Below are 23,713 nucleotides of genomic sequence, written 5' to 3'. Positions count from 1 at the left end.
GTCCCTGTCTGCGGGGGCTCTATTCGGCGGCTTGGTAGACCCAGGCCCCGTCCTCCCGTTTCTGGCGGGTGGCCCGCCCTTCCTGGTAAAGGTGCGACAGATGGGCAACGGCTTCAACCAGGGCAAGGCCATATTCACCTTCGCCGATGGTCCGCTTGAACAGGGGAGCAAAGCATTCGGACGCTGCTTTGGGCGTGTCGATGTAATCCATCAGGCGCTTGAGAGCGCCGTGGTGATTGTCGATCAACTGCCGCATCCGCGTGGGCAGGCCGGTAAAGGGCAGCTTGTGCCCGCCGAGCACGAGGTGGTCGTCCTGCGCCAGCAGCCGCAGCCGTTCGCAGGCTTCCAGCCAGTCGCCGATGGGGTCGGCCATGGGTTCGGTGGCGTAAACGCCAATGTTGGGGCTGATCGAGGGCAGGATCTGGTCACCGGACAGGACGATATTGTCGTCCCGGCTCCAGAACGTCGCGTGTTCGGGGGCATGGCCGTTGCCGATATGGATGTCCCAGGTGCGACCGCCCATGTGGATCGTGTCGCCCTGCTTGATCCGCGTGTAGCCGAGCGGCATAGGGGCAACGATGTCGCCGAAGTTGAAGGGCCGCTCTTTGGCCCTTTGGGCCAACATCGCCGGGTCCATGCCTGCGCTGCGGTAGAAGTTGAGCGATTCTTCGGTCGGGGTGTCCTGTACATCCAGCGTCAGCATCCGGGCGAAGAGCCACGCGGTGCGCGTGGTGATGAGTTCGGCCCCAAAGTCGGATTGCAACCAACCTGCAAGGCCAACGTGGTCGGGATGGTGGTGCGTGACGATGACGCGGTTGATGGACTTGCCGCCCAGCGGGCCATCCATCAGTGATTGCCAGATGCCCTTGGTTTTCTTCGACGCAAAGCCTGTGTCGATCACCGTCCAGCCATCGCCGTCATCCAGCGCATAGACGTTCACGTGGTCCAGCTTCATCGGCAACGGCAGCCGCATCCAAAGGATGCCGGGCGCCACTTCGATGGCCTGCCCATGCTCTGGCGGTTCCGCCCACGGGTATCTCAGTCCGGTGGGCGGGAGGTCTTTCATCAGGCGGCGAACTCTTCTGGCGTCAGGGCATAGACGTCGTAGTCGCCCGCCTGCGCCTGCGCAAGCAGGCTGTCGTGTTCGGGCAGAAGCCGCTGGATGTAGAAGCGCGCCACCTTTTCATGCGCGCCGCCCTGATCGTTGAGCGCCGAGGCGAGGTGGATGTGCCCGCCCAGCACCCGTGCGAACGCCCGCAGGTAGGGCACGGCACCGGCAAAACGGACGCGGTGGTTCTGTGCGATCATCCATTCGGTGGTTTCGCGCAGGGACTCGCTGGCCTGCCAGACGGCTTCGGCCATCTTTGGGAAGGTTTCGCGGGCCGCTTCGGCAGCGGCCTCGATCTCGTCAAAGATGCGGGCGGCGGCTTCGCCTCCGTCCATCATCTTGCGCGCGACGAGGTCCATGGCCTGGATGCCGTTGGTCCCTTCGTAGATCGTGGTCACGCGCACGTCGCGGGCGTATTGCGCAGCACCCGTTTCCTCGACAAAGCCCATGCCGCCATGGACCTGGATGCCCATGCCGGCCACTTCATTGCCGATGTCGGTGCCGAAGGCCTTGGCGATGGGGGTAAGGAGCGCGGCGCGCGCCTTCCACGTGTCTTCATCTGTCGCCGTCGTCATGTCGATCGCCACCGCACACATGAGTGCGATACCCCGCGCCGCGTAGGTTTCGGCCCGCATGGTCATCAGCATCCGGCGCACGTCGGCGTGGTCGATGATGGTGCCGGTATCGCCCTCGGTCTTGCCCTGCTTGCGGTCGAGCGCATAGCCCAGCGCGTGCTGGTAGGCCCCTTCGGCCGCGCCCACGCCCTGGCCGCCGACGCCAAGGCGGGCATTGTTCATCATGGTGAACATCGCCACCATGCCGCCGCCTTCGGGCCCGACAAGCCAGCCCTTTGCGCCATCATATTGCATCACGCAGGTGGGCGAGCCGTGCAGGCCCATCTTGTGTTCGAGGCTGACCACTTTGAGGCTGTTGGCGACACCCGCGTTGCCATTCTCATCCGGAATGTTGCGGGGGACCAGGAACAGGCTGATGCCCTTCGTCCCCGCGGGCGCGCCCGGCAAGCGGGCCAGCACGAGGTGGCAGACGTTGTCCGTGATGTCGTTGTCGCCCCAGGAGATGTAGATCTTTTGCCCCGTGATGGCGTAGGTGCCGTCGCCATTGTCCTCGGCCTTGGACGACAGCGCGCCGACGTCAGACCCGGCCTGCGGTTCGGTCAGGTTCATGGTGCCGGCCCATTCGCCCGAGATCAGCTTGGGCAGGTACAGGTCCTTGATGGCGTCGGAGGCGTGGTGTTCCAGCGCTTCGATCTGGCCCTGGGTCATCAGGGGCGCGAGTTGCAGCGACAGGCAGGCGGCGCTCATCATCTCGTTCACCGCGGTCGTCACGGTCATGGGCAGGCCCATGCCACCGTATTCGGGATCCGCCGCGATACCGACCCAGCCGCCCTCGGCGATGGCGCGGTAGCCTTCGGCAAAGCCGGGGGATGTCCGTACGACACCGTTTTCCAGACGCGCAGGATGCAGATCACCGGCGCGCTGCAGGGGTGCAATCACGTCTTCGCAAAGCTTGCCTGCTTCGGTCAGGATGGCCGTGGTGACATCGGAGGACGCATCCGCGAACCGCTCGGTCGCCACCACCTGATCCAGCCCGACGACATGGTCAAAGAGAAAGGTATAATCATCAACAGGGGCACGGTACGGCATGGATCAGCTCCGGAATAGCAAAGTCTTGGCAAGCAGCCCGAGGGCGCTTAAAGGGGCATGTTTGAAAATATAAATGCGGCTGGTTTGGTCATATCGCAACTCAAACGCCGCGTCACGGGACGACAGACCTGCAGTGATGACCGATATTGAAACAGCCCTCCTCGCGCCCGATGCCACAGGCATTGCCGAAGCGGCGCGACTGCTGAGCGCGGGGGGGCTCGTGTCGTTCCCGACAGAGACGGTCTATGGCCTGGGTGGTGACGCGCGGAACGGCACCGCCGTGGCGCGGATTTTCGAGGCCAAGGGACGACCCAGCTTCAACCCGCTGATCGTGCATGTGCCGGATGTCGACACGGCGCGGCGCTATGCCGACATCTCCGGCGCGCTGGACACACTCGCCAAGCGGTTCTGGCCCGGCCCGCTGACGCTGGTTGCGCCGCTCAAACAGGGGCACGGATTGTCGCCGCTGGTCACGGCGGGCCTTGAGACCCTGGCGATCCGGGTGCCGTCGCACCCCGTTGCACAGGACGTGTTGCGCGTGTTCGACGGCCCGGTCGCCGCGCCATCGGCCAACCCGTCGGGGCGGATCAGCCCCACGACGGCGGCGCATGTGATGGCCGGACTGCACGGCAGGATCGACGCGGTGGTGGATGCGGGCGCATGTGACGTCGGCCTTGAATCCACCATCGTGGGAGGCACGCCGCTTGCGCTTCTGCGCCCCGGTGGCCTCGCCAAGGAAGACATCGAGGCCGTTGTCGGCACTTTGGCACAAGCGGGCGAGGCGATCACTGCGCCGGGCCAGCTTTCGTCCCACTATGCCCCCGATGCCGTCGTGAGGCTGAACGCCAATATCGCCAATCCGGGCGAGCTGCTTCTGGGCTTTGGTCCCATGCAATCGGACCTGAACCTGTCGGTCGCGGGCGATCTGGTCGAGGCAGCCGCGAACCTCTTTGGCCATCTGCATAAACTGGACGCGATGGGCAAACCTATCGCCGTCGCACCGATCCCGAATTGTGGATTGGGTCAGGCGATCAATGACCGCTTGCGTCGCGCCGCTGCGCCACGCGGCTAGGCGCGACCGGCTTCCCCGGACAGGCCAAGCGGATCAATTCCCAGCGCATTCAGCGCCTTGATCCATTTCGACGTATCGCCCGTGCCGAACACAAGCTGCGGGGTGGCCGCCACGGTCAGCCAGCCATTGCGGGCGATCTCGCCCTCCAACTGACCGGGCCCCCACCCGGCATAGCCCAGCATCACTAGGGCCCGTTCCGGCCCGTCGCCGGTGGCGATGTCTTCGAGCACATCCTGAGTGGCCGTCATACCAAAAGCGCCAACCTCGAGCGTTTGCAGGCGAGACGTATAATCCGCCCCGTGCAGCACGAACCCGCGTTGGGTTTCGACAGGCCCACCGAAATGCACCGGATGCTTGCGGGCGGGGCCATCGCCCTTGATCTCGAGCTGATCCAGCAACTCGCCCAGCGTCATGTCGACAGCGGGCTTGTTCACGATCAGGCCCATGGCGCCATCGTCCGAATGCGCACAGACAAACACGACCGAGCGGTCAAAACGCGGATCGCCCATGCCCGGCATGGCGACCAGAAGCTGTCCGGTCAATTCCAGGGTCGTGCCCTCCGCTATCACCTGTTCATGTGCCATCTGAACATAACATGACGTCCCGGCCCGGTCAGAGCAACCGGAGGATGTGCCGCAGGCAAGCCCTTGCGCACCGTTTCGTTACAGGAAGTTGACCGGGACGTGACTTGGCTTCACGCCAGTGACCCTGCATGTAGAAGGAATGAAAAAATGCGCCTTTTCCCTTGCTGCTGCCCTTGCGGCTGTGACCGCCCTGCCCACCTTTGCGCAGGGGCGTTTTGACTACGTCGTGCAGACCGAAGTGCTGCAGGGATGGGACCTGCCCAACGGGCAACGCCTGGCCGCCGTGCGGCTGGTGCTGGCACCCGGGTGGAAGACCTACTGGCGCGCGCCGGGCGATGCGGGCATCCCGCCACATTTCGACTGGTCCCGCGCCCGGAACATCGGCGCTGTCAGCCTATCCTGGCCCACGCCGGAGGTGCATGTGCAAAACGGCATGCGCTCCATCGGGTATACCGATCAGGTGGTCATCCCGATGCACATCACACCGGCCAAACCGGGCAAGCCCATGCGCCTGCGCACGACGCTGTCCATGGGCGTCTGTTCCGACGTGTGCATTCCGCATACGGTCAAGATTGACGAGATGCTGGACAGTCCCGACCTGACACCCACGCCCGCCATCGTCGCGGCGCTGGCCGACATGCCCTATTCCGCGTCCGAGGCAGAGGTGCAATCTGCCACCTGCCGCCTGCGGCCTACAGATCATGGCATGCAGATCGAGGCTCATGTCGCCTTGCCCCATACCGGCGGCACCGAAGTCGCGGTGATCGAGCCGGGCGTGCCGGATGTGTGGGTGAGCGAGGCGCGCACCTCGCGCTCCGGCAATACCGTCGTCGCCGTGTCCGACATGATGCACACCAGCGGTGGTGCTTTTGCCGTCGACCGCTCCGACGTACGGATCACCATTCTGGGCGCCAACTATGCCGTCGATGTGCGCGGCTGCACCGCCGGCTAAGCCTCCGCCCGCCAGCGCGTGATCTGGAGGGCAAGTGCGCCGATGACATAGGCGAGCAGGCCCAGCATCAGAACACCCCCCGCAAAGAGGATCAGCGCCGCGCTGAGTGCGGCGCGGTCCGCAACCGCCGGCAGCGCCTCGGCCAACGCGGGCAGCAGCGCGCCCGTCACCAGGGCGTATCCCATCGTCGCACAGAACCAGCCCAGCACCACGGCCCAGAGCGCCACGAACCCCCAGCGCACCGCTGCAGCCGGGGCAGCGAGCCCGCGCCGCATCGCCTTGATCTGGCGCGAGATGTCGTGCTGTACCGCCACGAGGGCCGGGACCACCAGCAACACCAGCACCATGCCAAAGCCCAGACCGTAGACCAGCGTGATGATTGTCGGTTTGAGGAACTGCGCCTGCTGCGATGTCTCGTAAAGCAGCGGCGTCATGCCCAGCACTGTGGTCAACGTGGTCAGCATCACCGGCCTGAGCCGGTCAGCCGCGCCGTCGATGATTGACGGGAACAGGCCGCGGTCCTTGGCATAGTCGTCGATGGTTGTGACCAGCACGATGCTGTCGTTGATGATGATCCCTGTCATGCCCAGCAGGCCCACGACAGTGAACATGCTGAGCGGTACGTCCCACAGGTGGTGGCCATAGATCGTGCCAACAAGGCCGAAGGGAATGATCGCCATCACCACGATGGGCCGGGTCCAACTGGCAAAGACCCAAGCGAGGACGAGGTAAATACCGGTCAGGCACAGGATCAGGCCGGTCAGGCTGTCGGAGAGGAACTCGTCCTCCTGCTCGCTCAGCCCCGCCTTGCGGAACTCCACCTGCCGCTCGGCGGCAATGGTGGGCAGGATCTCCTCCTCCAGCGCGCGGTTGATCTCGGTCGCGCGGGCCGGGTCGTCTTCGGAGATGTCGCCGGTGACGGAGATCAGGCGGATGCCGTTTTCGCGCCGCACGGTCGAGAAACCCGTGCGTTGTTCAACGCTGACGATGTCGGCCAGAGGCACATAGCCGCCGTCTGGCGTGCGCATCTGGGTTCGGTCGAGGAAGTCGGCCGTCAGCTCGCCATCTGGCAGCTCCACCCGGATCGTCGCACTGCGTGGACCGTCGGGGAACGTCGCCGCCTCGATCCCGTTCAACCGGTCCCGGAGCGCGCTGCCCAAGGTGTCTATGGTAAAGCCCAGCGCCTGGCCCTGTGCGGTCAGATCAAGGATCAACTCTTCCTTGTCGTAGGCGAGATTGTCTTCGACCGCGCTGACTTCGGGGTACTGCAAGAGGGCACGCTTAAGATCTTCTGCAGCGGCTTTGAGCGTGTCGGTGTCGTTGCCATAGAACTGCACATCCAGCGCGTCGCCCCCCGGCCCCGACCGCCAGCCGCGGAAGCTCACCGTCTCAGTCAGCGGATGGCGCACCACTGCGTCCTGCAGCTCGGCGACAAAGGCGAAGGAGGAATAGGGGCGCAGGTCGGCGTCGATCAACTCGATGGAGATGCCGCCCAACAGATCGGCATCCTTCGCTTCAACGCCACTCAGACCACGTCCCGCGTTGCCGCCGATCTCGGCAATGACATAGTCAATGGGGTTGCGGCCATAGCGCTCTTCATATTGCGCACCCAGCGCTTCAGTGGCGCGCTGCATCTCCTGCATCATGGCAAGAGTGTCGGCGCGGCTTGCGCCCTCCAGCATGGCGAAGTTGCCGGTCACGGATCCACGTTCGGGCGCGTTGAAGAACCGCCATTGCACATCGCGCTGGATGAACAGGGCCAACTGGCTGGCAAGCACAACGCACACACCGGCCAGCACCACGTACCGCGCCGCAATCACGCCTGCCATCATCGGGCGGAAAAGCCGCTCGCGCATCCACTCGAACCCGGCATTCACGATGACCGACGGGGTATCGAGGCCCTTGGCCCCCATGGACGCAACCCAGCGCGCTTTCGACTTGCGGGGGGCCAGCAGGAATGCGGCGGCCATGATCGTGGGACCGGCGATCAGATAGGGCCAGATATCGGCAAAAGCGGCGATGCGCTCGGACCAGATGACATAGCCGACCGCCCCAGACACAACGGCAGACAGCACCGCAACACTCACCAGCGCGATCGCCAGCTTCAGACGGCTGAATCGCGGCTTGTCCGACGCCGCCAGCGCATGGCCCATATGATGCGGCAGGATCAGGAAGCATTCGACCAGTGAGGCCACGAGCACCGCAATCACGGTAAAGGGAATGTCGCGGATCAGGTCCCCGAACCGGCCGCCCACGGCCACCAGACCGAAGAACGCAATGACAGTCGTCAGGGTCGCGGCAAAAACGGGCATCGCCATGCGCCGGGCTGCATTCTCTGCGGCCACGAGCGGCGGCTCGCCCCAAGCGCGGTGACGGTGATCGGCATGTTCGCCCACGACGATGGCATCATCGACGACAATCCCCAGCGTGATGATCAGCCCAAAGAGGGACACCATGTTGATCGTGATCCCGCCCAGATACATCAGCGCAATAGCCGCCAGCAGCGCCACCGGAATCCCCGCCGCCACCCAAAAGGCCGTGCGTGCGTTCAAGAACAGAAAGAGCAGCGCGATGACGAGGCCCAGACCCACCATCGCATTGTCGACCAGAATGTTTAGTCGGGCCGAAATCGCCTCCGCCCGGGTGCGGATCAACTCGACCGACACCGACGGGGGCAAGGTGGCCTGCAACTCGGCGGCCACCTCTGTCACCGTCGCTTGCATCGCGATGGCATCGCCATTGTTGGACCGGTCCACACGGATGGAAACGGCCGGATCGCCGCCCACGAAATAGCTGCGGTTCCGCGCAGCCCCAAGCTGCATGACGTTGGCGACATCGCGCACCAGCAGCTTCGATCCGTCCGGGTTGGAACGCAGGACAATGCCCGCAATCTCCTCGGGCGTGCGTTTTTGTGTGCCCGTGCGCACACGGGCATTGGCGCCTGTCACATCACCGGCGGGGTCGGTGTCAACCTCGGCGGCGATGACGGCTGCGATCTCGGACATGGTGACTTCGTTCGCGATCAGCGACAGCGACGGCACCTCGACCAGCACCTGCGGAGCGGCGACGCCGCGAATAGTGGTGCGGGTGACACCCGCCGCAAACAGGCGGACCACGAATTCATCGGCAAACAAGCCCAGTTGCTGTGGGCCTACGGGGCCCGTGATCACCACATCCGTCACCCGGTCGCGCCATGCGCCGCGGCGGACGGTTGGCTCGTCGGCATCTTCAGGCAGGGTTGTGACCGCATCGACGGCCGTCTGCACATCGTCGGCGGCCCGGCCCATGTCCCAGCCCGGCTCGAACTCAAGCGTGATGCGCGCCGATCCTTCGGTCGACCGCGCCTCTGTGCTTTCGACACCTTCGACCGCCAGAAGCCCAGGTTCCAGCACCTGCACGATCCCCGCATCCACATCCTCGGCGCCCGCCCCGTCCCAGGAGATGTCCACCCGAACATTGTCGATAATCACATCGGGAAAGAATTGCGCCCGCATGTTGGGCACTGCGGCGGCGCCCGCAACCAGCATGACAAGCAAGAGCAGGTTGGCAACAGTCCTGTGGCGCACAAAGTAGCTCAGAATGCCACCCGCCGCCTTCGGGATCTGCCGCACCATCTAGCCCCCCATCCGGCTTTCCAGCCGGGCCACCATCTGCGCAGGAACATGGGTTTCGGCGAGGCTCGCCAGCACCCGCTCCTTGGCATCGGCGGGCATACGCTGGTTCGCCTCGACAAAGGCGACGAGCCGGGCGCGCCGTTCGTCGGTCAGTTCAACCATCTCGGGTTCGGTCGGCGTCTCGGATGTCGCGTCCGTTTGCGGGCGCAGGGGGCGTACGGAAATACCCTCACCCAGCAGCGGCGAGCGCGCCTCGACCACGTCACGGCCCACGATGTCATCGCCGATGACCAGCACGTCATCGCCCTGCCGACGCAGGAGCGTGACCTCCGCTTGTTCAAGCCGGTTGTCCTCGCCAAGCACCAGAACCGTGTTTGCGGCATCAACCGCCGATGCGGGCAGGCGCACGACCTCGTCCAGCGGCGGCTCGGCCACCGCCACGGTCACAAAGTCCCCGGGCTTGAACCCGAAACCGGAATCCAGCCGGGCAAAGACCAGACGGCCCGTTTGCATGTCACCGCCGCCCGCGCTGGCGCGGCTGACAATGCCGGTTGCAGCCAGATCAATGCCGACGACATCCAGCGTCACACTCACCGGTGCCCGGATCACCCGACCGTCTTCGTCCAGAAGGCGCGAAAACTGCGCGGTCGAGACGCGAAACCTGACCTCAAGCGCGCCGGGGTCGATCAACGTGGCCAGTTGTTCATTGGCGGACACAAGGCGCCCAGCCACGACACTGGTATCACTGAGGCTGCCGTCGAAAGGGGCGGTGACGGTCGTGTCGTCCAGCGTGCGCTGCGCCTCGTCCAGCGCGATGCGGGCACGAACCAGTTGTGTCTGGGCCTGATCAATCCGCGCCTCTGCGGTGGTCACGACCTGCCGCCGCGCCAATACGGCCTGACGGGCAGAGGAGGCAGCGAGTTCCGCACTTTCCACGGCGGCAGCGGTGCCAACACCGCGTTCCTGCAGGTCTTGTTGCCGCCGAAAAGCGCGTTCTTGCAGGTTGGCCTGCACCTGCGCCGCCTGTTCCTCGTCTTGGGCCAGTACCAGCGCGCGATCCGCGTCGCGCACCTCGGCCTCGGCGTCCAGAAGGTCGGCCTCGGCGCGGGCTAAAGCGGCTTCGGCATTGGCCGGATCAATGCGCACAAGCACCTGGCCCTTGGTGACATCGCCACCATCCTCGAACCCCTCGGCCAGTTCGATCACGCGGCCCGCCGTTGCGGCGCGCAACTCCAGTGTGCGACGGCTCGCAATCTCGCCGAAGGCTTCCAGAATGGGCGTTTCCGTGCCCGCCTCCGCCCGCACGACCGGCACGGCAAAAACACGCTCGCGCGCAGGCGGCGTGCGCGCCTCTTCCGACAGCCGCTCCTGCACAGCACCGCCCACGATGGACCCGGCATAGGCCAGCAGGCCCAGACTGAGCGCCGCCAGCACCAGGCCGATCAGGCTTTGCCTCAAAAATCTCATATGTTGTACGCCTTTAGTCGCCGCTACGGCATCGTATCATAATCTAGGATCGCGCCGAAAATGTCCAAACAACAAAGCTGTTACGTAAGGCTGCGTTATTTCCGTCGCTGATGTTCATCCAGACGGGGCAGAATTTCGACGAAGTTGCAGGGACGATGCCGATAGTCGAGCTGCTTGCCAAGGATTTCGTCCCAGGCATCCTTGCACGCCCCCGGACTGCCTGGCAGCGCGAACAGGTAGGTGCCGTTGCACACGCCCCCGGTCGCCCTGCTCTGCACGGCAGAGGTCCCGATCTTCTGCATCGACACCATGGTGAACACGGTGCCGAAGGCGTCGATTTCCTTCTCGTAGACATCCCGGTGCGCCTCAACGGTCACATCGCGCCCGGTCAGCCCAGTGCCGCCGGTGGACAGCACTACATCGATCTCCGGATCGTCACACCAAACCCGCAACTGCGCGGCAATTTGGTCCCGCTCGTCCGGCAGCACCTTGCGGTCGGCCAGCACATGGCCCGCCTCGGTCAACCGGCCCACAAGTACCTCCCCCGACCGGTCCTCGTCCAGTGACCGCGTGTCGCTGACGGTCAGCACGGCGATGCGAATGGCAATGAAATCAAGGCTCTCGTCAATCCGGCTCATGGGCGCGCTCCGGCAAAGGCGACGCGGGCAGCAAGGGCGCCAAAGACCCCCGCCGTCACCCAGCGCAGCACACGTTCAATGACCGGGTTCCGGGCCAGCGCGCGGCCCAGACCTCCGGCCGTCATGCCCACGCCCGACTTCACGATGAAGCCGAGCACGGCGATTGTGCCGCCGTAGATCAGGAATTGCGCCAGAATGGGCCGGGTCGGATCCACGAATTGTGGAATGAAGGCGAGGATGAACAGGATCACCGACGGGTTCGACACGTTCACGATCAACCCATCGCGAAAGGCCCGCGACGGGCGGACAACCCGCGTGTTCTCTCCCACCAACGGCGACATCAGCGTCTTGATGGCCAGATAAAGCAGATAGGCGACGCCAACCCAGCGGACGACGCCAAAGACCCAAGGGGCAGCGGACACCAGCGCGCCCAGGCCCACCCCGGCGAGGCCTGCATTGACAAAGGCCCCGCTCGCAATACCGGCAGAGGCGGCGACCGCAGGCCCCTTCCCGCCCCGCAAGCCTTGCGCCATGGCAAACAACATGTCGGGCCCCGGCGTCAGCACCAGCGCGAACGCGGCGGGCAAAAAGGTGAGATAGACAATCGGATCAATCATGCCTCGCCCCTCAAATGCGCCTGCAGGCTCAGCAAATCGGCCCACGCGTCACGCTTGGCCGCCGGATTGCGCAGCAGATAGGCGGGGTGGAACATCGGCAGCGCAGGTTTGCCGCGCGCTTCGGTCCAAGTCCCGCGCAGCCGGGTGATGCCCCGCTTGCCCAGCAGCGCCTGACAGGAGTGGTTGCCGACAACAACCAGCACATCCGGATCGGCAAGCTCGATATGACGATGCAGAAACGGCTGCATCATGGCGACCTCGTCGGGCTTGGGGTCGCGGTTCTGTGGCGGACGCCACGGCAGCACATTGGTGATGTAGACGGACTCGTCCCGGCTCATGTTGATGGCGGCGAGCATCTTGTCCAGAAGCTGCCCAGCCCGACCGACAAAGGGCTTGCCCTGCATGTCCTCATCGCGACCGGGGGCCTCCCCCACGATCATGACACGAGCCCCGGGCACTCCGTCGGAAAACACAAGGTTGCGCGCACCCTTCTTCAACTCGCAATGCTCGTAAGCGGCCAAGGCAGCGCGAAGACCGTCCAGATCCTCTGCAGCACCCGCCGCCTCCTGCGCGACAGTCACCGGATCAACACCGACCTGCATGACAGGCGCGGCGGCAGGCTGCGACGCAGGTTTCGGCTTCTGTACGGATGCAGGCACCTCATAGCGGTTCACCGGCGCATCCGCGATGCACTCATCCGCGCCCAGTTCGATCTGCCAGGCCAGGGCCGCAAGGGCGCTGTGATATTCCGCCGATTCCATGCATACACACTATGCCGCAAACGGGGGAACAGGAATGCCCCTTCATTGTTCTTCAAATATGCAAATCCGACGGCTTGCCGCCTAGCCTGCGCGACGCATATAAGCGCCCAAACGCGGCGCCGAATACCGCACGGAGAGTCCATGACATTCACCCACCGCCACCTGCTGGGCATCGAGCACCTCCGCCCCGAAGAAATCGTGACACTTCTGGACCTTGCCGAGGACTACGTGGCCCTCAACCGCGCGCCCGACAAGCACAAGGATGCGCTGGCCGGGCTGACGCAGATCAACATGTTCTTCGAGAACTCGACCCGCACGCAGGCCAGCTTCGAACTGGCGGGCAAACGGCTGGGCGCGGACGTGATGAATATGGCGATGCAGGCCTCGTCGATCTCCAAGGGCGAAACACTGATCGACACCGCGATGACGCTGAACGCCATGCACCCCGACCTGCTGGTGGTCCGGCACCCGCATTCCGGGGCCGTGGACCTTCTGGCGCAAAAGGTGAATTGCGCCGTCCTGAACGCAGGCGACGGGCGACATGAACACCCCACACAAGCGCTGCTTGATGCGCTGACGATCCGCCGGGCCAAGGGGCGGCTGCACCGGCTCTCCATCGCGATCTGCGGCGACATCGCGCACAGCCGTGTGGCCCGGTCGAACATCATCCTGCTGGGCAAGATGGAAAACCGCATCCGGCTGATCGGGCCGCCGACGCTCATGCCCTCCGGCATCTCGGAATTCGGCGTCGAAGTCTATGATGACATGGCCGACGGGCTGAAGGACGTCGATGTGGTGATGATGCTTCGCTTGCAGAAAGAGCGCATGGATGGCGGGTTTATCCCCAGCGAACGCGAGTATTACCACCGTTTTGGCCTTGACGACGACAAGTTATCCCACGCCAAGTCCGACGCCATCGTCATGCACCCCGGCCCGATGAACCGCGGCGTCGAAATCGACGGCACATTGGCGGATGACATCAACCGCTCGGTCATCCAGGAACAGGTCGAGATGGGCGTGGCCGTGCGCATGGCCGCGATGGACCTCCTGGCACGCAATCTGGCAGCCTTGCGGGGTGTCGCATGACCGACACGCTGCCCGTTCCCGCAAACGAACGCGGCGTGATCCGCGTCTTCGCCCTGTCCATGACGGGCAAGGAAGCACAGGCGCTCAAGGACGGCCCCGCCGCTCTGAACGCCGCCCTCGGCACGGATATGAACCCGGAACATGTCGAAGTCTTTCCCGTCTCCGACCTCGAAGGCATCGGGCTGGTGGGATATCTTGCCGAAGGCAACGCCGTGCCGATGGAACAACTCACCCCGGATCGCGCCAAGTTGGAAAAACTGGGCGGCTGGGTGCTGATCGTGTTCTCGCTGGCCTTCGAGGATCGCGCGACCGCGCTGAACCCTGCCTCTTCGCTGACACTCATCGGTACCTATGGCGAGATACGCACCGATTGGAGTGCGACGGAAAAGGTCGAGGCCGACAGCGCCAAACCCTACTCCGCCCCGCCGGAGACAGTGAAGAAGAAACCATCGGACGCTGCCATGTCAGGCCGCATCGCGATGATCGCCCTGATCGTGCTGGGCCTGCTCACCTACCTGATGATCTGGATCGGCGGATGAGCGGCGCACAGGAATGGGATACCCTTCTTGATCCCGACGAGCGGATTGTCTGGCAGGGCCAGCCGTCCACGCGTGTGCAAATTGAGTTCAACAGCGTGTTCGAGGTTCTGTTCATGATGGTCTGGGGTGGCATCCCTTTGTTTGCCGTCATCGCATCTCCACAAAGCCTGCTGCTTGGTGTGCCCGCGCTGTTTCTCGGCATCGCGCTCTATTTCTTCATCGGCCAGCATTTCTGGGCCGCATTCCAACGCAGCCGCACCTTCTACACCCTCACCGACAAGCGGGCTTTCATTGGCCATCGCGGCCTTACGGGCCGCAAGCTGGACAGCTTTCCCATCACACCCGACACGAACCTGCAACTGAAAGAGGGACGGCGGAATGCCGTGTGGTTCAGTGCGCGCGAGGGCAAACAGATGTTCAGCAATCGCCGCGAGAAAGAGATCGGCTTCGAACGGCTCGACGATCCGCGCGGCGTCTACCAACTGCTCCGTTCCGTGCAAAGAGGCGACGCATGACCGACATCTTGTTTAAGAACGCCAAGCTGGTGGACCCCGAAGGTGACGTGACAACCGGAGCTTTGGCTGTTGCAGAGGGACGGATCAGCGCGATTGTCATCGACGATAGCCCGCTGCCCCAGGCAGCGCAGGTCATCGATTGCAACCGCAAGCACCTCGCCCCCGGCATTGTCGACATCGGGGTCAAGGTCTGTGAGCCCGGTGAGCGGCATAAGGAGAGCTTTGGCTCGGCCGGACTGGCCGCAGCGGCGGGCGGGGTCACCACCATGGTCACCCGCCCCGACACGGACCCCGCCATCGACAATCCCGAAACGCTGGAATTCGTGATCCGCCGCGCGCGCGAAGCCGCACCGGTCAACGTCCTGCCCATGGCAGCTCTGACCAAGGGGCGGCAGGGGCGTGAGATGACCGAGATCGGCTTTCTCTTGGACGCGGGCGCGGTCGCCTTCACCGATTGCGACCGGGTGGTGACGGACAGCAAGGTTTTTGCCCGGGCGCTGTCCTATGCCCGCAGCTTGGGCGCGCTTGTGCTGGGGCATCCGCAGGATCCGGGCCTGAGCAACGGCGCGGCGGCGACCTCTGGCAAGTTCGCCTCCCTTCGCGGCCTGCCGACTGTGTCGCCGATGGCCGAGCGGATGGGCCTCGACCGGGATATCGCGATGGTCGAGATGACAGGGGCGCGCTACCACGCCGACCAGCTTACTGCCGCCCGCGCCCTGCCCCCTCTGGAGCGGGCCAAGGGCAACGGGTTCGACATCACGGCGGGCACTTCGATCCATCACCTGACGCTGAACGCGCTGGACGTGGCCGACTACCGCACCTTCTTCAAGATCAAGCCGCCGCTGCGGGACGAAGAGGACCGGATCGCCATTGCAGAAGCGGTGCAATCGGGACTGATCGACATCATCAGCTCGATGCACACGCCGCAGGACGAAGAGAGCAAGCGCCTGCCCTTCGAGGCCGCCGCCTCTGGTGCCGTCGCTCTTGAGACGCTGCTGCCTGCAGCCATGCGTCTTTTCCACGCCAACCTGATCGACCTGCCGACGCTCTGGCGGGCGATGTCGCTGAACCCGGCCAAACGGCTGGGGCTGGACTGTGGGCGCCTGGCCGTTGGCGCCCCGGCGGACCTGGTCATGTTCGACCCGCACGCACCTTTCGTGATGGATCGTGCCACACTCCACTCGAAATCGCGCAACACCCCGTTTGACGGGGCGCGGATGCAGGGTAAGGTTTTGGAAACCTTTGTCGCTGGACGCTCCGTTTACAAGAAAGACTAGATGCCCCTGATCGAAAGTACCCTTGCCGCGCTCGCCCTGTGGGCGGTGGTCGGCTACCTGCTTGGCTCCATCCCCTTCGGCATGGTGCTGGCGCGTGTCATGAACCTGGGCAACCTGCGCGAGATCGGGTCAGGCAATATCGGCGCCACCAACGTCCTGCGCACGGGCAACAAAACCGCCGCCGCGCTGACCCTGCTGCTGGATGCGGGCAAGGGTGCAGCGGCGCTGCTTCTGGCCCGTGTCGTCACGGGGCACGAAGACGCAGCACAGATTGCGGGCCTCGCAGCGATGCTCGGGCATTGCTACCCGGTGTGGCTGAAATTCAAGGGAGGCAAAGGCGTTGCGACCTTTCTCGGACTGCTGGTCGCATTGCACGTGCCGGTGGGGATCGGGGCGTGCGTGGCCTGGCTGGTGGGCGCAGCACTATGGCGCATATCGTCCATGGGCGCACTCGTCGCGGCGGCGGCCTCGACCTTTCTGATCATGGGACTGGGCGCGCCGAATGCACTGATCCTGGGCATCATTCTGACACTTCTGGTGTTCTGGCGGCACCGCGAGAACATACGCCGGATCAAGGCAGGTACCGAGCCGAAAATCGGCCAGAAGTCCGCGTGACCATTTTGAAACGGTGGGCGCACACTGCGCACGTCACGGGTCATGCCGGTATTTGAAACCGCGCTGGCAGCGCTGCCGGCAGGAACGTTTCAAGGAACAGCACATGGGCGGCGCTATGTCGTGACCAAGACCCTGTTTGCCCGTGGCAAGTCGGTCAAACTGGTCGCCGAGGAGCTGGGCGGTACGGATTACATCAGTTTGAATTGGTATGCGCTGGGATCGGGAGGGCAGCTCAAGCCCTGCGAAATGCCGGAGAAAAAGGTCCGTGCATTTGTTGCCGCGCTGGTGGTGGACAGGGTGCGCGAAGAGTGAGGTGGCGTGGCACGTTTCCGCCGCGCGGACCCTTTCTACGGTTGGTCGGATTGCGGCAACATGCCCTTGGAGAAAGGGCCATGTGCGCGAATTGGTTCTTTCAGAATCTGCGCAGAGGTCGGCTTTTATTCTCAGAACCCAATTTCCCAATTTAATGGCATTTGCGCTCGCAATTTTGCAGGCTTAAAGGTGGACAACTACTACCTGTGATTGTATTTACGATCGTGCTTTGCATCGAGGCATGACCGCCTCTCGTGAAGCTTTATTTCGAGCGACTTTAAGTGATTTCAGGCTTCTTTCCGGGCGGAGAATTCTCAGCCTTCGCCGGAACATACATCCAATAGACCTCCCGCTTACAGACGCTTTTGCATAAGCAAGGAATCCCGAAATGCAGATTGTGAAAAACAAGTCTTGGCTTGTTCGGAATGCGGCATGGCTGCAACGGCGTTTGAAATACGGTGTCGCTGCACCCATGATGGGATGGTTGGTGCGATACACGCCGCTGCTTGACGGACAGGGCGAACCACCGCGTGCCATCAACTACTCCGCGGCGGGCGACTATGTTCCTCAGGGCGACGAGATCATCAATCGCCTGCATGATGACTTTGACCTGACCGACGGGTGTCGCGTTCTGGATATCGGGTGCGGCATCGGACGTCTCGCGACGGCGTTTCATCGCAAGGGCAGCCGCATTCGCTATGATGGGTTTGACATCGTCAAGTACGGGGTCGAATGGTGCACGAAAACGATCCCTCCGGCCGAAGGCTATACGTTCAAACACGCCGATGTGCACAACCCGTTTTACAATCCATGGGGTAAGATCGCCGCTCGGACATATCGGTTTCCCTATCCTGAAAACAGTTTCGACCTGGCCATTGCGGTGTCCGTGTTCACCCATCTGCTGGAGCCCGAGACACGCGCCTATTTTGAGCAGGCCATGCGGGTTCTGGATGTGGGCGGGAAGACGTATTTCACGACATTTCTCATTCCGGAACACATACCCGACAACCGCAATTTCAGCTTCCGGCACCAGATCGACGAAGCCTATGTCGAACGGCTGGAGGAGCCGGAAATGGCAGTCGGATATACATTGGCGTTCTGGCAAGCCATGGCCGAGGCCAACAACGCGCGACTGGTTCAGATCAATCGCGGCAGTTGGACCGGGGCCGCTGGTCTGCCGGACTATCAGGACTGCCTGATTTTCGAGAAACTGGCTTGACTGTCCGTCGAGCGGAAAACCGACGTGAACGCTCGTCAATCGTGGGTCTGCTGCGGTCCAAACGTCGTCGCCCGGAGGCAGAAACCAACCTCCGGTTGAGGATATGGCACTCTCGTAGACCCGACCACAAGCCACGCATTGCGTATGCCCACCGGGACACCTATGTTCTTGACGTTGAAAAAGGGACATTACCCGGTGAAGCATTCGCTTCCAAAGCGTCGAAATCCGCACCAGATGGCAGAGGAAGCCCTGGCTTTGGGCTGGCACAGCGTGGACACGATCCCGTTGAAGGGTGAGGGCGCGTTTCTGGTTCTTACCCTGTCCGGTCTGGTTCGGCTTGCCAAAAACCGAAGGGACTACCGGAAGTTCCGCAAAGCTGACGGCTACGGTCCAAAGCGTATTACGGTGAACGCGGTCGAAAGCGGCAACTATCTGGGCGCGATCGCGTGGAAGTGGCCCGACGGGTAACGGGCCTTGCATCGGGTGCGGCGTCGATTGCGATGCCCGTTCAAGAACCTGTGCGCCCGTGAGGCTGAACCGCCAACGCATATCGTCAGTTATCAACCGATCGCTCAGGAAAGCCGGGCACGCTCCGTATAGCGTTGGTACATTTGGACCAGTGCGCCAGAACACACCGAGCGAAGCGCCCCAATCCTCCTTGGCACTGTGCGAGATGCTCAACCGACCGAGGCCATGACCCGGTGCATACCCGGACACGGGCAACAGAGCCCAACCCGGTGACTGACATCGCCCTGCCCCTGATCCTTTTGGCCGCGTACGGTTCCGGGAGATATACACCAGAGGCCGTTGCTTTTGACCTCATCGGCGTCATGCAAGGGCGGGCCGTTGGGACAATCGATCAGATACCCCCAACCGCCGTTTTCCAGCCTCCTGGCCACTTCCGTGGACTGCCCCTCGGCCATCACGGTGCCGTCAGGGGCGATCACGCGCCAGTTTGCTTGCAGCAGCGCGATGTCACCGTTGACGACTTCTGAAAAGACGTTGCTTTCGATCCTGGGTTTCAAGGCGATGAATTCTTCGAAAACCTTGCGTGCCCCGCCTATCCCCCTGTGCGCAGGCTGATCCGGCGGAAAGAAGATCTGGCAATCGGGGTGGAACATCGACGTGATGCCGTCGAGATCACCCTCCTGGAGATAGGCGTTCACGCAGTCGGCAATGTCGCGCGGTTGACGGGCAATACGTTGGGGCATGGGTCGATCCTTGATCATCGATTTAGGGGCGACGGGCCGCGCAGGGTCAACGCGACCCGGGCGGTTTCACGCAGGGCCGTTGTTGTCCATGTCGAGGATCATCTTCCACGCGCCTGCGTCATCGCGCTTGTAGACAAGCGCCAAACGACCCTTGGGGCTGCGCACCTCGCCCGTGTCGCGCATCGTCATCGTGCCGTAGAACTGGCCGACGACGATGGCGACATCGCCGTAAAGCTCGAGCTTTTCGATGTCGAAGCCGGATGTGATGTCTGCCGCTGCGATGCGGGGATTGTACTTGTCGCGGATGGCTTGCGCGCCAACGGTTACCGGCTGATGCTCGTTTACGGTCATCACGTCCGGATGGCAGGTGCTGACCATCTGTTCGATGTCGCCGCCATCAAGGCCGTTGTTCCACCGGTCGATTATGGCCTCGATTTCTTTGCGTTCCGTCATCGTCTTGCTCCTTTTCTAGTGGCTTGCGATGAACCTATGGCGCCGCTATCGTAAGGATAACCCACTCCCTTCCTATCAAAGTGATCGAAAAATCGTACAATGAGTCGGAACAGTTTTGGCGACATCCGCGTCTTTGTCGAAGTCGCGCGGCGGGGCGGCTTTCGGGCAGCGGCGGAACATCTGCAGCAAGCGCCCGCTTCGGTCAGTGAAGCCATCCAGAGATTTGAGGATCGTCTTGGCACCCGGTTGTTCGAACGGTCCACACGTTCGGTTGCGCTGACCCCGATTGGTGAACAGTTTTATGCCAAGTGCCTTCCCGCCATTCTTGAGCTCGACACGGCCCTGAATGAACTGGACGACCAAAAGGATGACATCGCGGGGACGTTGCGGCTGACCGCCCCGTACAGCGCTGGCCCGTTTTTCCTGGACGATCTGGTTGCGCGGTTTGCGGTCGAGTACCCTGCAGTCGGGGTCGAGTTAATCTATGATGACAGGAAAGTGGATTTGCTGACATCCGGCGTCGACGCCGCCATCCGGTCAAATACGCTGCTGGGACCGGACACACATGCGGTTGCAATCGGCCCCGCGCTTGCCATGACAGTTGTCGCCTCCCCCGCCTATCTGGAACGGCGCGGGACGCCAACGCATCCACGGGATATCCTTGATCACGATGCGATCTGCTATGCGTTTGGCATGGGCGGACACTATGCGCCGTGGGAGTTTCGCGGCCCGGATGGCGTATTTACCATGCGGCCGAAGCCCCGCATGGTGGCGAATGACATGCGGGCACTTCTCCACTACGCGAAGCGGAACCTTGGGCTGGCTTACGTCTATCGCGACATCGCCGCCCCCGACATCGCGGCGGGCCATGTGGTCGACGTCTTGGGACACCATCTTGCCGAACTTCCGCGTTACTCGGTCAACTATCGCAGCAAACGGAACATGTCCCGCCGCCTCCGAGCATTTGTGGACCTGGCAAAGACTGTCTGAATGCCACTGCCCTGACCGTTCCGGGCCGGGGCTGTTCAGAGTTGACATATTCGTCTCGCCTGTTATTTCTGTCATTATAGAAGTTACGAGCCGAGTCGAAACATGCACCTGACCCAATCCATGCAAGACTTCATCCTGCACTGGGGTGAGATGGGCCAGAAATGGGGCACCAACCGCTCTGTCGCGCAGATCCATGCGCTTCTGCATATTTCACCCGAACCGCTGAGCGCCGATGAGATCTGCGACCTTCTGAACCTGGCGCGTTCCAACGTGTCGAACGGCTTGAAAGAGCTGCAAAGCCTCGGCCTGGTGCAGTCGTCGCGCAAGCTGGGAGACCGGCGTGATCACTTCCATTCGATCCGCGACATGTTCGAACTGGTCCAGACCGTCGTCGAAAGCCGCCGTGCGCGGGAATATGCGCCGACCCTGAAAGCCCTGCAAAAGGTGCAGGACGAGGCGGACCAAGACGCCACGCCCGAGGCCGTCAAGGCACGCTTTGCCGAAACGCTCGAGACGATGCAGATGTTCGATGACTGGTACGCGGAAGTGAACCGTCTGCCCCGGTCCGTGCAACTGGCACTGGTCAAGATGGGCGCCCGCATCGCGCGGTTCCTGCCCAAGGCCAAGGCCCCCGACTGAAAATTTTTTGCCCCGGAGTTTCTCTCATGACAGAAAAGAACGGAAATATGGAAATCGAAAGGGCACCGCGTCGCGCACGCTACGCGATTGACCCGCTGCCCTTCTTCATCGCCCTGATCACGGCCCCCTTTGCCGTGGCGCTCTGCACGTTCTGGGCGCTCTTCATTCCGGTCTTCGCCATCGTCTTTGGCGGACCGATTTACCTGCTCGTTGGCACCCCGGTGCTGCTGATCTACCTGCACTACCGGTCCGGCGACGCGATGGAAATTGCCGGCCTTGCCTTCCTCAGCCAAGGCACGGTGATTGCACTGGTGGCTCTCTACTTTAACGCCACCGGAAACCGGCAAGAAATTCCAGAAATGATGGGTTTCGGCGTCATCAGCCTGATCATGGCCCCATTGTGGGGCATGGCATTTGGCTGGATTTACAGCCGCTTACGCAGCGACGCATCCCGCAACGTCCTTCCCCACTTTGCTCAAGTCTGAAAAGGAGAGAAACCATGCTGACCATCGGCATTCTGTACTTCAACCTTGGTCTGGGGGCGGTGGCTGCCCTGACCGCAATGATCCTGCGCATCGGCGTGCTGGCACAGGAGTGTCCCCACGGCAAACCGCGCGCAGGCGCAGCCGCCACTGCCATTGCCACTGCCTTTGCCGCCATTGGCACCGGTGGTGTGATCCTGATCGGGTCGGTGCTGCCCATTCTTCAGAAAGAACCCTTTGCCGCGTTGATGTTGGCCTTGGGCTTTGCAGCGTTGTGCCTTGGCCTCGGGTTCACCCATGCCATGGGCAACCTGCGGGTGGCTCTGCTGCCAGACCCGGCCCCGCAACCATGACACGTGCGGTGCGCAGTAAATGCGCCCGCTACCTAACGATTAACAAGGCCGTAGGGTGCGCGTTCATCGCGCACCTTTTCAGTAGGAATACTCGGCAAACACGCGGCTGATGTCGCCCTGCCAGTCCCCATGATAGTGGTCCAGCAGTTCGTCCGCGGGCGTCTTGCCCGTCTCGACACTTTCCTGCAGCGCGTTGAGGAAATGGGTTTCGTCCGGGATCATGCCGCCTGCGCCGGGCCGTGCGCGCGCCTGCAGACCGGCCTGGGAGATCGCCACCGCTTCGCGCGCGAGGTCGTGCATCCTGATCCCGTTCGCTTCGGCTTGCAGCCCGTCGACCGAGGCCGCGACGCGCAGCCCCTCGCGGGTTTCGGCATCAAGCCCCTTGACCAGGTCCCAGGCCGCATCAAGCGCGGTCTGATCATACATCAGCCCCACCCAGAAGGCCGGCAGCGCACACAGCCGCCGCCATGGACCGCCATCGGCGCCCCGCATTTCGATGAACTTCTTGACCCGCGCTTCGGGAAAGGCCGTGGTCAGGTGATCGGCCCAGTCGCTGAGCATCGGCGTCTCACCCGGCAGCGCGGGCAGCTTGCCCTGCAGGAAGTCGCGGAAGGACTGGCCCAGCGCATCGATGTACTTGCCGTCGCGGTAGACGAAGTACATGGGCACATCAAGCGCGTATTCGACCCAGCGCTCGAACCCGAACCCCTCGTCAAAAACAAACGGCACCATGCCGGTCCGCGATGGATCCAGATCCCGCCAGACCCGGCTGCGCCAGGATTTGTGGCCGTTCGGCTTGCCCTCGAAGAAAGGCGAATTGGCAAAAAGCGCCACGGCAACAGGTTGCAGCGCGATGGCAACGCGCATCTTCTGCACCATGTCAGCCTCTGACCCGAAGTCGAGGTTGACCTGCACGGTGCAGGTGCGGCGCATCATGGCCCGCCCCATGGTGCCGACCTTGCCCATATAAGCGTCCATCAGCTTGTAACGCCCCTTAGGCATCAGGGGCATTTCCTCATGCGTCCAGATGGGGGCGGCCCCGAGGCCGATGAAGCCCACACCAATCTCGTCCGCGATGTCCATGACCTCGCGCAAGTGTTGGTTCACCTCATCGCAGGTCTCGTGGATCGTTTCGAGCGGTGCGCCCGACAGCTCAAGCGCCCCGCCGGGTTCAAGCGAGACATTCGCGCCGTCCTTCTCCAACCCGATCAACTTGCCGGCTTCGCGCACCTCGGACCAGTTGTGCCGATCGCGCAGGGCGCTCAGGACAGCCTCAATCGAGCGGTCGCCCTCATAGGGCAAGGGTTTAAGCGTGTCGCGGCAATACCCGAACTTCTCGTGTTCGGTGCCGATGCGCCAGTCTTCCTTGGGCTTGCAGCCATCTGCGAGGTACTGCGCCAGTTGCTCGTGATGTTCGATGGGCCCGCCGCCGGATTGGGGGATGGACATGGGCGCGCTCCGCTTGTTGCCGTGCTGTCAGAGATGCAAGCCTTGGTGCGAATTGGCGGGGGTGTCAATGCGCAGGCGTCGTGCGCAAGGTCACGG

Annotated in this window: 25 protein-coding genes; 14 read left to right on the top strand and 11 right to left on the bottom strand. The window is 63.1% G+C overall.

Features of this window, described 5'->3' with window-relative positions:
• Positions 1-19: 19 nt before the first annotated feature.
• Positions 20-1,066: an MBL fold metallo-hydrolase gene (locus KUV51_RS01195; RefSeq protein ID WP_222519798.1), complete on the bottom strand. Its 1,047-nt coding sequence runs from the start codon at positions 1,064-1,066 to the stop codon at positions 20-22.
• Positions 1,066-2,772 (bottom strand): acyl-CoA dehydrogenase, encoded by a 1,707-nt coding sequence (locus KUV51_RS01190; RefSeq protein ID WP_222519797.1) that lies wholly within the window; start codon positions 2,770-2,772, stop codon positions 1,066-1,068. Before KUV51_RS01190 ends, KUV51_RS01195 begins: the two co-directional genes overlap by 1 nt.
• 136 nt (positions 2,773-2,908) lie before the next feature.
• On the opposite strand from KUV51_RS01190, the gene KUV51_RS01185 reads away from it, so the two are divergent.
• Positions 2,909-3,844 carry an L-threonylcarbamoyladenylate synthase gene (locus KUV51_RS01185; RefSeq protein ID WP_222519796.1) on the top strand — a complete coding sequence of 312 codons (936 nt, stop codon included), beginning with the start codon at positions 2,909-2,911 and terminating at the stop codon, positions 3,842-3,844.
• Here KUV51_RS01185 and KUV51_RS01180 read toward each other — a convergent pair.
• The gene (locus KUV51_RS01180; RefSeq protein ID WP_261385593.1) at positions 3,841-4,428 is read right to left on the bottom strand and encodes a YqgE/AlgH family protein; all 588 of its coding nucleotides are present in this window, start codon (positions 4,426-4,428) and stop codon (positions 3,841-3,843) included. The genes KUV51_RS01185 and KUV51_RS01180 overlap by 4 nt on opposite strands.
• A gap of 139 nt (positions 4,429-4,567) precedes the next feature.
• On the opposite strand from KUV51_RS01180, the gene KUV51_RS01175 reads away from it, so the two are divergent.
• A complete protein-coding gene (locus tag KUV51_RS01175) occupies positions 4,568-5,380 on the top strand; it encodes a protein-disulfide reductase DsbD domain-containing protein (RefSeq protein ID WP_222519795.1) in 813 nt (270 codons plus the stop codon).
• Here KUV51_RS01175 and KUV51_RS01170 read toward each other — a convergent pair.
• The 5 genes from KUV51_RS01170 to KUV51_RS01150 form a co-directional block, all read right to left on the bottom strand.
• A complete protein-coding gene (locus KUV51_RS01170) occupies positions 5,377-8,994 on the bottom strand; it encodes an efflux RND transporter permease subunit (protein WP_222519794.1) in 3,618 nt (1,205 codons plus the stop codon). The two genes, KUV51_RS01175 and KUV51_RS01170, sit on opposite strands and share 4 nt — an antisense overlap.
• A complete protein-coding gene (locus KUV51_RS01165) occupies positions 8,995-10,461 on the bottom strand; it encodes an efflux RND transporter periplasmic adaptor subunit (protein WP_222519793.1) in 1,467 nt (488 codons plus the stop codon).
• Positions 10,462-10,556: 95 nt separating this feature from the next.
• Positions 10,557-11,099 carry a molybdenum cofactor biosynthesis protein B gene (moaB, locus tag KUV51_RS01160; RefSeq protein WP_222519792.1) on the bottom strand — a complete coding sequence of 181 codons (543 nt, stop codon included), beginning with the start codon at positions 11,097-11,099 and terminating at the stop codon, positions 10,557-10,559.
• Entirely contained in the window at positions 11,096-11,716 is a 621-nt protein-coding gene (locus tag KUV51_RS01155; protein ID WP_222519791.1) for a LysE family translocator, read from the bottom strand. Before KUV51_RS01155 ends, moaB begins: the two co-directional genes overlap by 4 nt.
• A complete protein-coding gene (locus KUV51_RS01150; RefSeq protein WP_222519790.1) occupies positions 11,713-12,477 on the bottom strand; it encodes a uracil-DNA glycosylase family protein in 765 nt (254 codons plus the stop codon). Before KUV51_RS01150 ends, KUV51_RS01155 begins: the two co-directional genes overlap by 4 nt.
• Positions 12,478-12,618: 141 nt before the next feature.
• Here KUV51_RS01150 and KUV51_RS01145 point away from each other — a divergent pair, with 141 nt between their 5' ends.
• The 8 genes from KUV51_RS01145 to KUV51_RS01110 all read left to right on the top strand — a co-directional run bounded on the left by KUV51_RS01145 (position 12,619) and on the right by KUV51_RS01110 (position 18,508).
• A complete protein-coding gene (locus KUV51_RS01145; RefSeq protein ID WP_222519789.1) occupies positions 12,619-13,563 on the top strand; it encodes an aspartate carbamoyltransferase catalytic subunit in 945 nt (314 codons plus the stop codon).
• Positions 13,560-14,102 carry a hypothetical protein gene (locus KUV51_RS01140; RefSeq protein WP_222519788.1) on the top strand — a complete coding sequence of 181 codons (543 nt, stop codon included), beginning with the start codon at positions 13,560-13,562 and terminating at the stop codon, positions 14,100-14,102. The genes KUV51_RS01145 and KUV51_RS01140 overlap by 4 nt, the downstream gene beginning before the upstream one ends.
• Positions 14,099-14,617 carry a hypothetical protein gene (locus tag KUV51_RS01135; protein WP_222519787.1) on the top strand — a complete coding sequence of 173 codons (519 nt, stop codon included), beginning with the start codon at positions 14,099-14,101 and terminating at the stop codon, positions 14,615-14,617. Before KUV51_RS01140 ends, KUV51_RS01135 begins: the two co-directional genes overlap by 4 nt.
• Complete coding sequence (pyrC, locus tag KUV51_RS01130) at positions 14,614-15,894, top strand: dihydroorotase (RefSeq protein ID WP_222519786.1); 1,281 nt, start codon at positions 14,614-14,616, stop codon at positions 15,892-15,894. Before KUV51_RS01135 ends, pyrC begins: the two co-directional genes overlap by 4 nt.
• Positions 15,895-16,509 carry a glycerol-3-phosphate 1-O-acyltransferase PlsY gene (gene plsY, locus KUV51_RS01125; protein WP_222519785.1) on the top strand — a complete coding sequence of 205 codons (615 nt, stop codon included), beginning with the start codon at positions 15,895-15,897 and terminating at the stop codon, positions 16,507-16,509.
• A gap of 42 nt (positions 16,510-16,551) precedes the next feature.
• A complete protein-coding gene (locus KUV51_RS01120; RefSeq protein WP_222519784.1) occupies positions 16,552-16,821 on the top strand; it encodes a hypothetical protein in 270 nt (89 codons plus the stop codon).
• Between the two features lie 388 nt (positions 16,822-17,209).
• Entirely contained in the window at positions 17,210-18,040 is an 831-nt protein-coding gene (locus KUV51_RS01115; protein ID WP_222519783.1) for a class I SAM-dependent methyltransferase, read from the top strand.
• 234 nt (positions 18,041-18,274) lie between these two features.
• Entirely contained in the window at positions 18,275-18,508 is a 234-nt protein-coding gene (locus KUV51_RS01110; RefSeq protein ID WP_222519782.1) for a hypothetical protein, read from the top strand.
• A 209-nt stretch (positions 18,509-18,717) separates the two neighbouring features.
• Here the strand turns inward: KUV51_RS01110 and KUV51_RS01105 are convergent, their stop codons facing one another.
• Positions 18,718-19,251, bottom strand: coding sequence for a YybH family protein (locus KUV51_RS01105; RefSeq protein ID WP_222519781.1), 534 nt, complete (start codon positions 19,249-19,251; stop codon positions 18,718-18,720).
• Between the two features lie 66 nt (positions 19,252-19,317).
• A complete protein-coding gene (locus KUV51_RS01100) occupies positions 19,318-19,704 on the bottom strand; it encodes a YybH family protein (RefSeq protein ID WP_222519780.1) in 387 nt (128 codons plus the stop codon).
• 99 nt (positions 19,705-19,803) lie between these two features.
• On the opposite strand from KUV51_RS01100, the gene KUV51_RS01095 reads away from it, so the two are divergent.
• The 4 genes from KUV51_RS01095 to KUV51_RS01080 all read left to right on the top strand — a co-directional run bounded on the left by KUV51_RS01095 (position 19,804) and on the right by KUV51_RS01080 (position 22,168).
• Positions 19,804-20,694: a LysR family transcriptional regulator gene (locus KUV51_RS01095; protein ID WP_222519779.1), complete on the top strand. Its 891-nt coding sequence runs from the start codon at positions 19,804-19,806 to the stop codon at positions 20,692-20,694.
• A gap of 120 nt (positions 20,695-20,814) precedes the next feature.
• Positions 20,815-21,333 carry a GbsR/MarR family transcriptional regulator gene (locus KUV51_RS01090; RefSeq protein WP_222519778.1) on the top strand — a complete coding sequence of 173 codons (519 nt, stop codon included), beginning with the start codon at positions 20,815-20,817 and terminating at the stop codon, positions 21,331-21,333.
• Positions 21,334-21,359: 26 nt separating this feature from the next.
• Entirely contained in the window at positions 21,360-21,818 is a 459-nt protein-coding gene (locus KUV51_RS01085) for a hypothetical protein (RefSeq protein WP_222519777.1), read from the top strand.
• 14 nt (positions 21,819-21,832) lie between these two features.
• Positions 21,833-22,168 (top strand): hypothetical protein, encoded by a 336-nt coding sequence (locus KUV51_RS01080; RefSeq protein ID WP_222519776.1) that lies wholly within the window; start codon positions 21,833-21,835, stop codon positions 22,166-22,168.
• 78 nt (positions 22,169-22,246) lie between these two features.
• Here KUV51_RS01080 and KUV51_RS01075 read toward each other — a convergent pair whose 3' ends face one another.
• Positions 22,247-23,617: a glutamate--cysteine ligase gene (locus tag KUV51_RS01075; protein WP_222519775.1), complete on the bottom strand. Its 1,371-nt coding sequence runs from the start codon at positions 23,615-23,617 to the stop codon at positions 22,247-22,249.
• Positions 23,618-23,713 lie beyond the last annotated feature (96 nt).

This window comes from Tateyamaria omphalii (assembly GCF_019802125.1).
GTDB classification, from domain to species: Bacteria; Pseudomonadota; Alphaproteobacteria; order Rhodobacterales; family Rhodobacteraceae; genus Tateyamaria; species Tateyamaria omphalii_B.
The sequence above is the reverse complement of the archived record's forward strand: the minus strand, read 5'-3'. Positions and strand labels throughout refer to the sequence as shown.

Excerpts from the sequence above, each read along its gene's own strand:
- KUV51_RS01135 (WP_222519787.1), top strand. The coding sequence starts at position 14,099 with ATGAGCGGCGCACAGGAATGGGATACCCTTCTTGATCCCGACGAGCGG.
- KUV51_RS01140 (WP_222519788.1), top strand. The coding sequence starts at position 13,560 with ATGACCGACACGCTGCCCGTTCCCGCAAACGAACGCGGCGTGATCCGC.
- KUV51_RS01080 (WP_222519776.1), top strand. The coding sequence starts at position 21,833 with ATGCTGACCATCGGCATTCTGTACTTCAACCTTGGTCTGGGGGCGGTG.
- moaB (WP_222519792.1), bottom strand. The coding sequence starts at position 11,099 with ATGAGCCGGATTGACGAGAGCCTTGATTTCATTGCCATTCGCATCGCC.
- KUV51_RS01090 (WP_222519778.1), top strand. The coding sequence starts at position 20,815 with ATGCAAGACTTCATCCTGCACTGGGGTGAGATGGGCCAGAAATGGGGC.
- KUV51_RS01175 (WP_222519795.1), top strand. The coding sequence starts at position 4,568 with ATGAAAAAATGCGCCTTTTCCCTTGCTGCTGCCCTTGCGGCTGTGACC.
- KUV51_RS01190 (WP_222519797.1), bottom strand. The coding sequence starts at position 2,772 with ATGCCGTACCGTGCCCCTGTTGATGATTATACCTTTCTCTTTGACCAT.
- KUV51_RS01185 (WP_222519796.1), top strand. The coding sequence starts at position 2,909 with ATGACCGATATTGAAACAGCCCTCCTCGCGCCCGATGCCACAGGCATT.
- KUV51_RS01085 (WP_222519777.1), top strand. The coding sequence starts at position 21,360 with ATGACAGAAAAGAACGGAAATATGGAAATCGAAAGGGCACCGCGTCGC.
- pyrC (WP_222519786.1), top strand. The coding sequence starts at position 14,614 with ATGACCGACATCTTGTTTAAGAACGCCAAGCTGGTGGACCCCGAAGGT.
- KUV51_RS01145 (WP_222519789.1), top strand. The coding sequence starts at position 12,619 with ATGACATTCACCCACCGCCACCTGCTGGGCATCGAGCACCTCCGCCCC.
- KUV51_RS01120 (WP_222519784.1), top strand. The coding sequence starts at position 16,552 with ATGCCGGTATTTGAAACCGCGCTGGCAGCGCTGCCGGCAGGAACGTTT.
- KUV51_RS01115 (WP_222519783.1), top strand. The coding sequence starts at position 17,210 with ATGCAGATTGTGAAAAACAAGTCTTGGCTTGTTCGGAATGCGGCATGG.
- KUV51_RS01195 (WP_222519798.1), bottom strand. The coding sequence starts at position 1,066 with ATGAAAGACCTCCCGCCCACCGGACTGAGATACCCGTGGGCGGAACCG.
- KUV51_RS01075 (WP_222519775.1), bottom strand. The coding sequence starts at position 23,617 with ATGTCCATCCCCCAATCCGGCGGCGGGCCCATCGAACATCACGAGCAA.
- KUV51_RS01095 (WP_222519779.1), top strand. The coding sequence starts at position 19,804 with ATGAGTCGGAACAGTTTTGGCGACATCCGCGTCTTTGTCGAAGTCGCG.
- KUV51_RS01170 (WP_222519794.1), bottom strand. The coding sequence starts at position 8,994 with ATGGTGCGGCAGATCCCGAAGGCGGCGGGTGGCATTCTGAGCTACTTT.
- KUV51_RS01105 (WP_222519781.1), bottom strand. The coding sequence starts at position 19,251 with ATGCCCCAACGTATTGCCCGTCAACCGCGCGACATTGCCGACTGCGTG.
- KUV51_RS01100 (WP_222519780.1), bottom strand. The coding sequence starts at position 19,704 with ATGACGGAACGCAAAGAAATCGAGGCCATAATCGACCGGTGGAACAAC.
- KUV51_RS01165 (WP_222519793.1), bottom strand. The coding sequence starts at position 10,461 with ATGAGATTTTTGAGGCAAAGCCTGATCGGCCTGGTGCTGGCGGCGCTC.
- KUV51_RS01180 (WP_261385593.1), bottom strand. The coding sequence starts at position 4,428 with ATGGCACATGAACAGGTGATAGCGGAGGGCACGACCCTGGAATTGACC.
- KUV51_RS01110 (WP_222519782.1), top strand. The coding sequence starts at position 18,275 with ATGGCAGAGGAAGCCCTGGCTTTGGGCTGGCACAGCGTGGACACGATC.
- plsY (WP_222519785.1), top strand. The coding sequence starts at position 15,895 with ATGCCCCTGATCGAAAGTACCCTTGCCGCGCTCGCCCTGTGGGCGGTG.
- KUV51_RS01155 (WP_222519791.1), bottom strand. The coding sequence starts at position 11,716 with ATGATTGATCCGATTGTCTATCTCACCTTTTTGCCCGCCGCGTTCGCG.
- KUV51_RS01150 (WP_222519790.1), bottom strand. The coding sequence starts at position 12,477 with ATGGAATCGGCGGAATATCACAGCGCCCTTGCGGCCCTGGCCTGGCAG.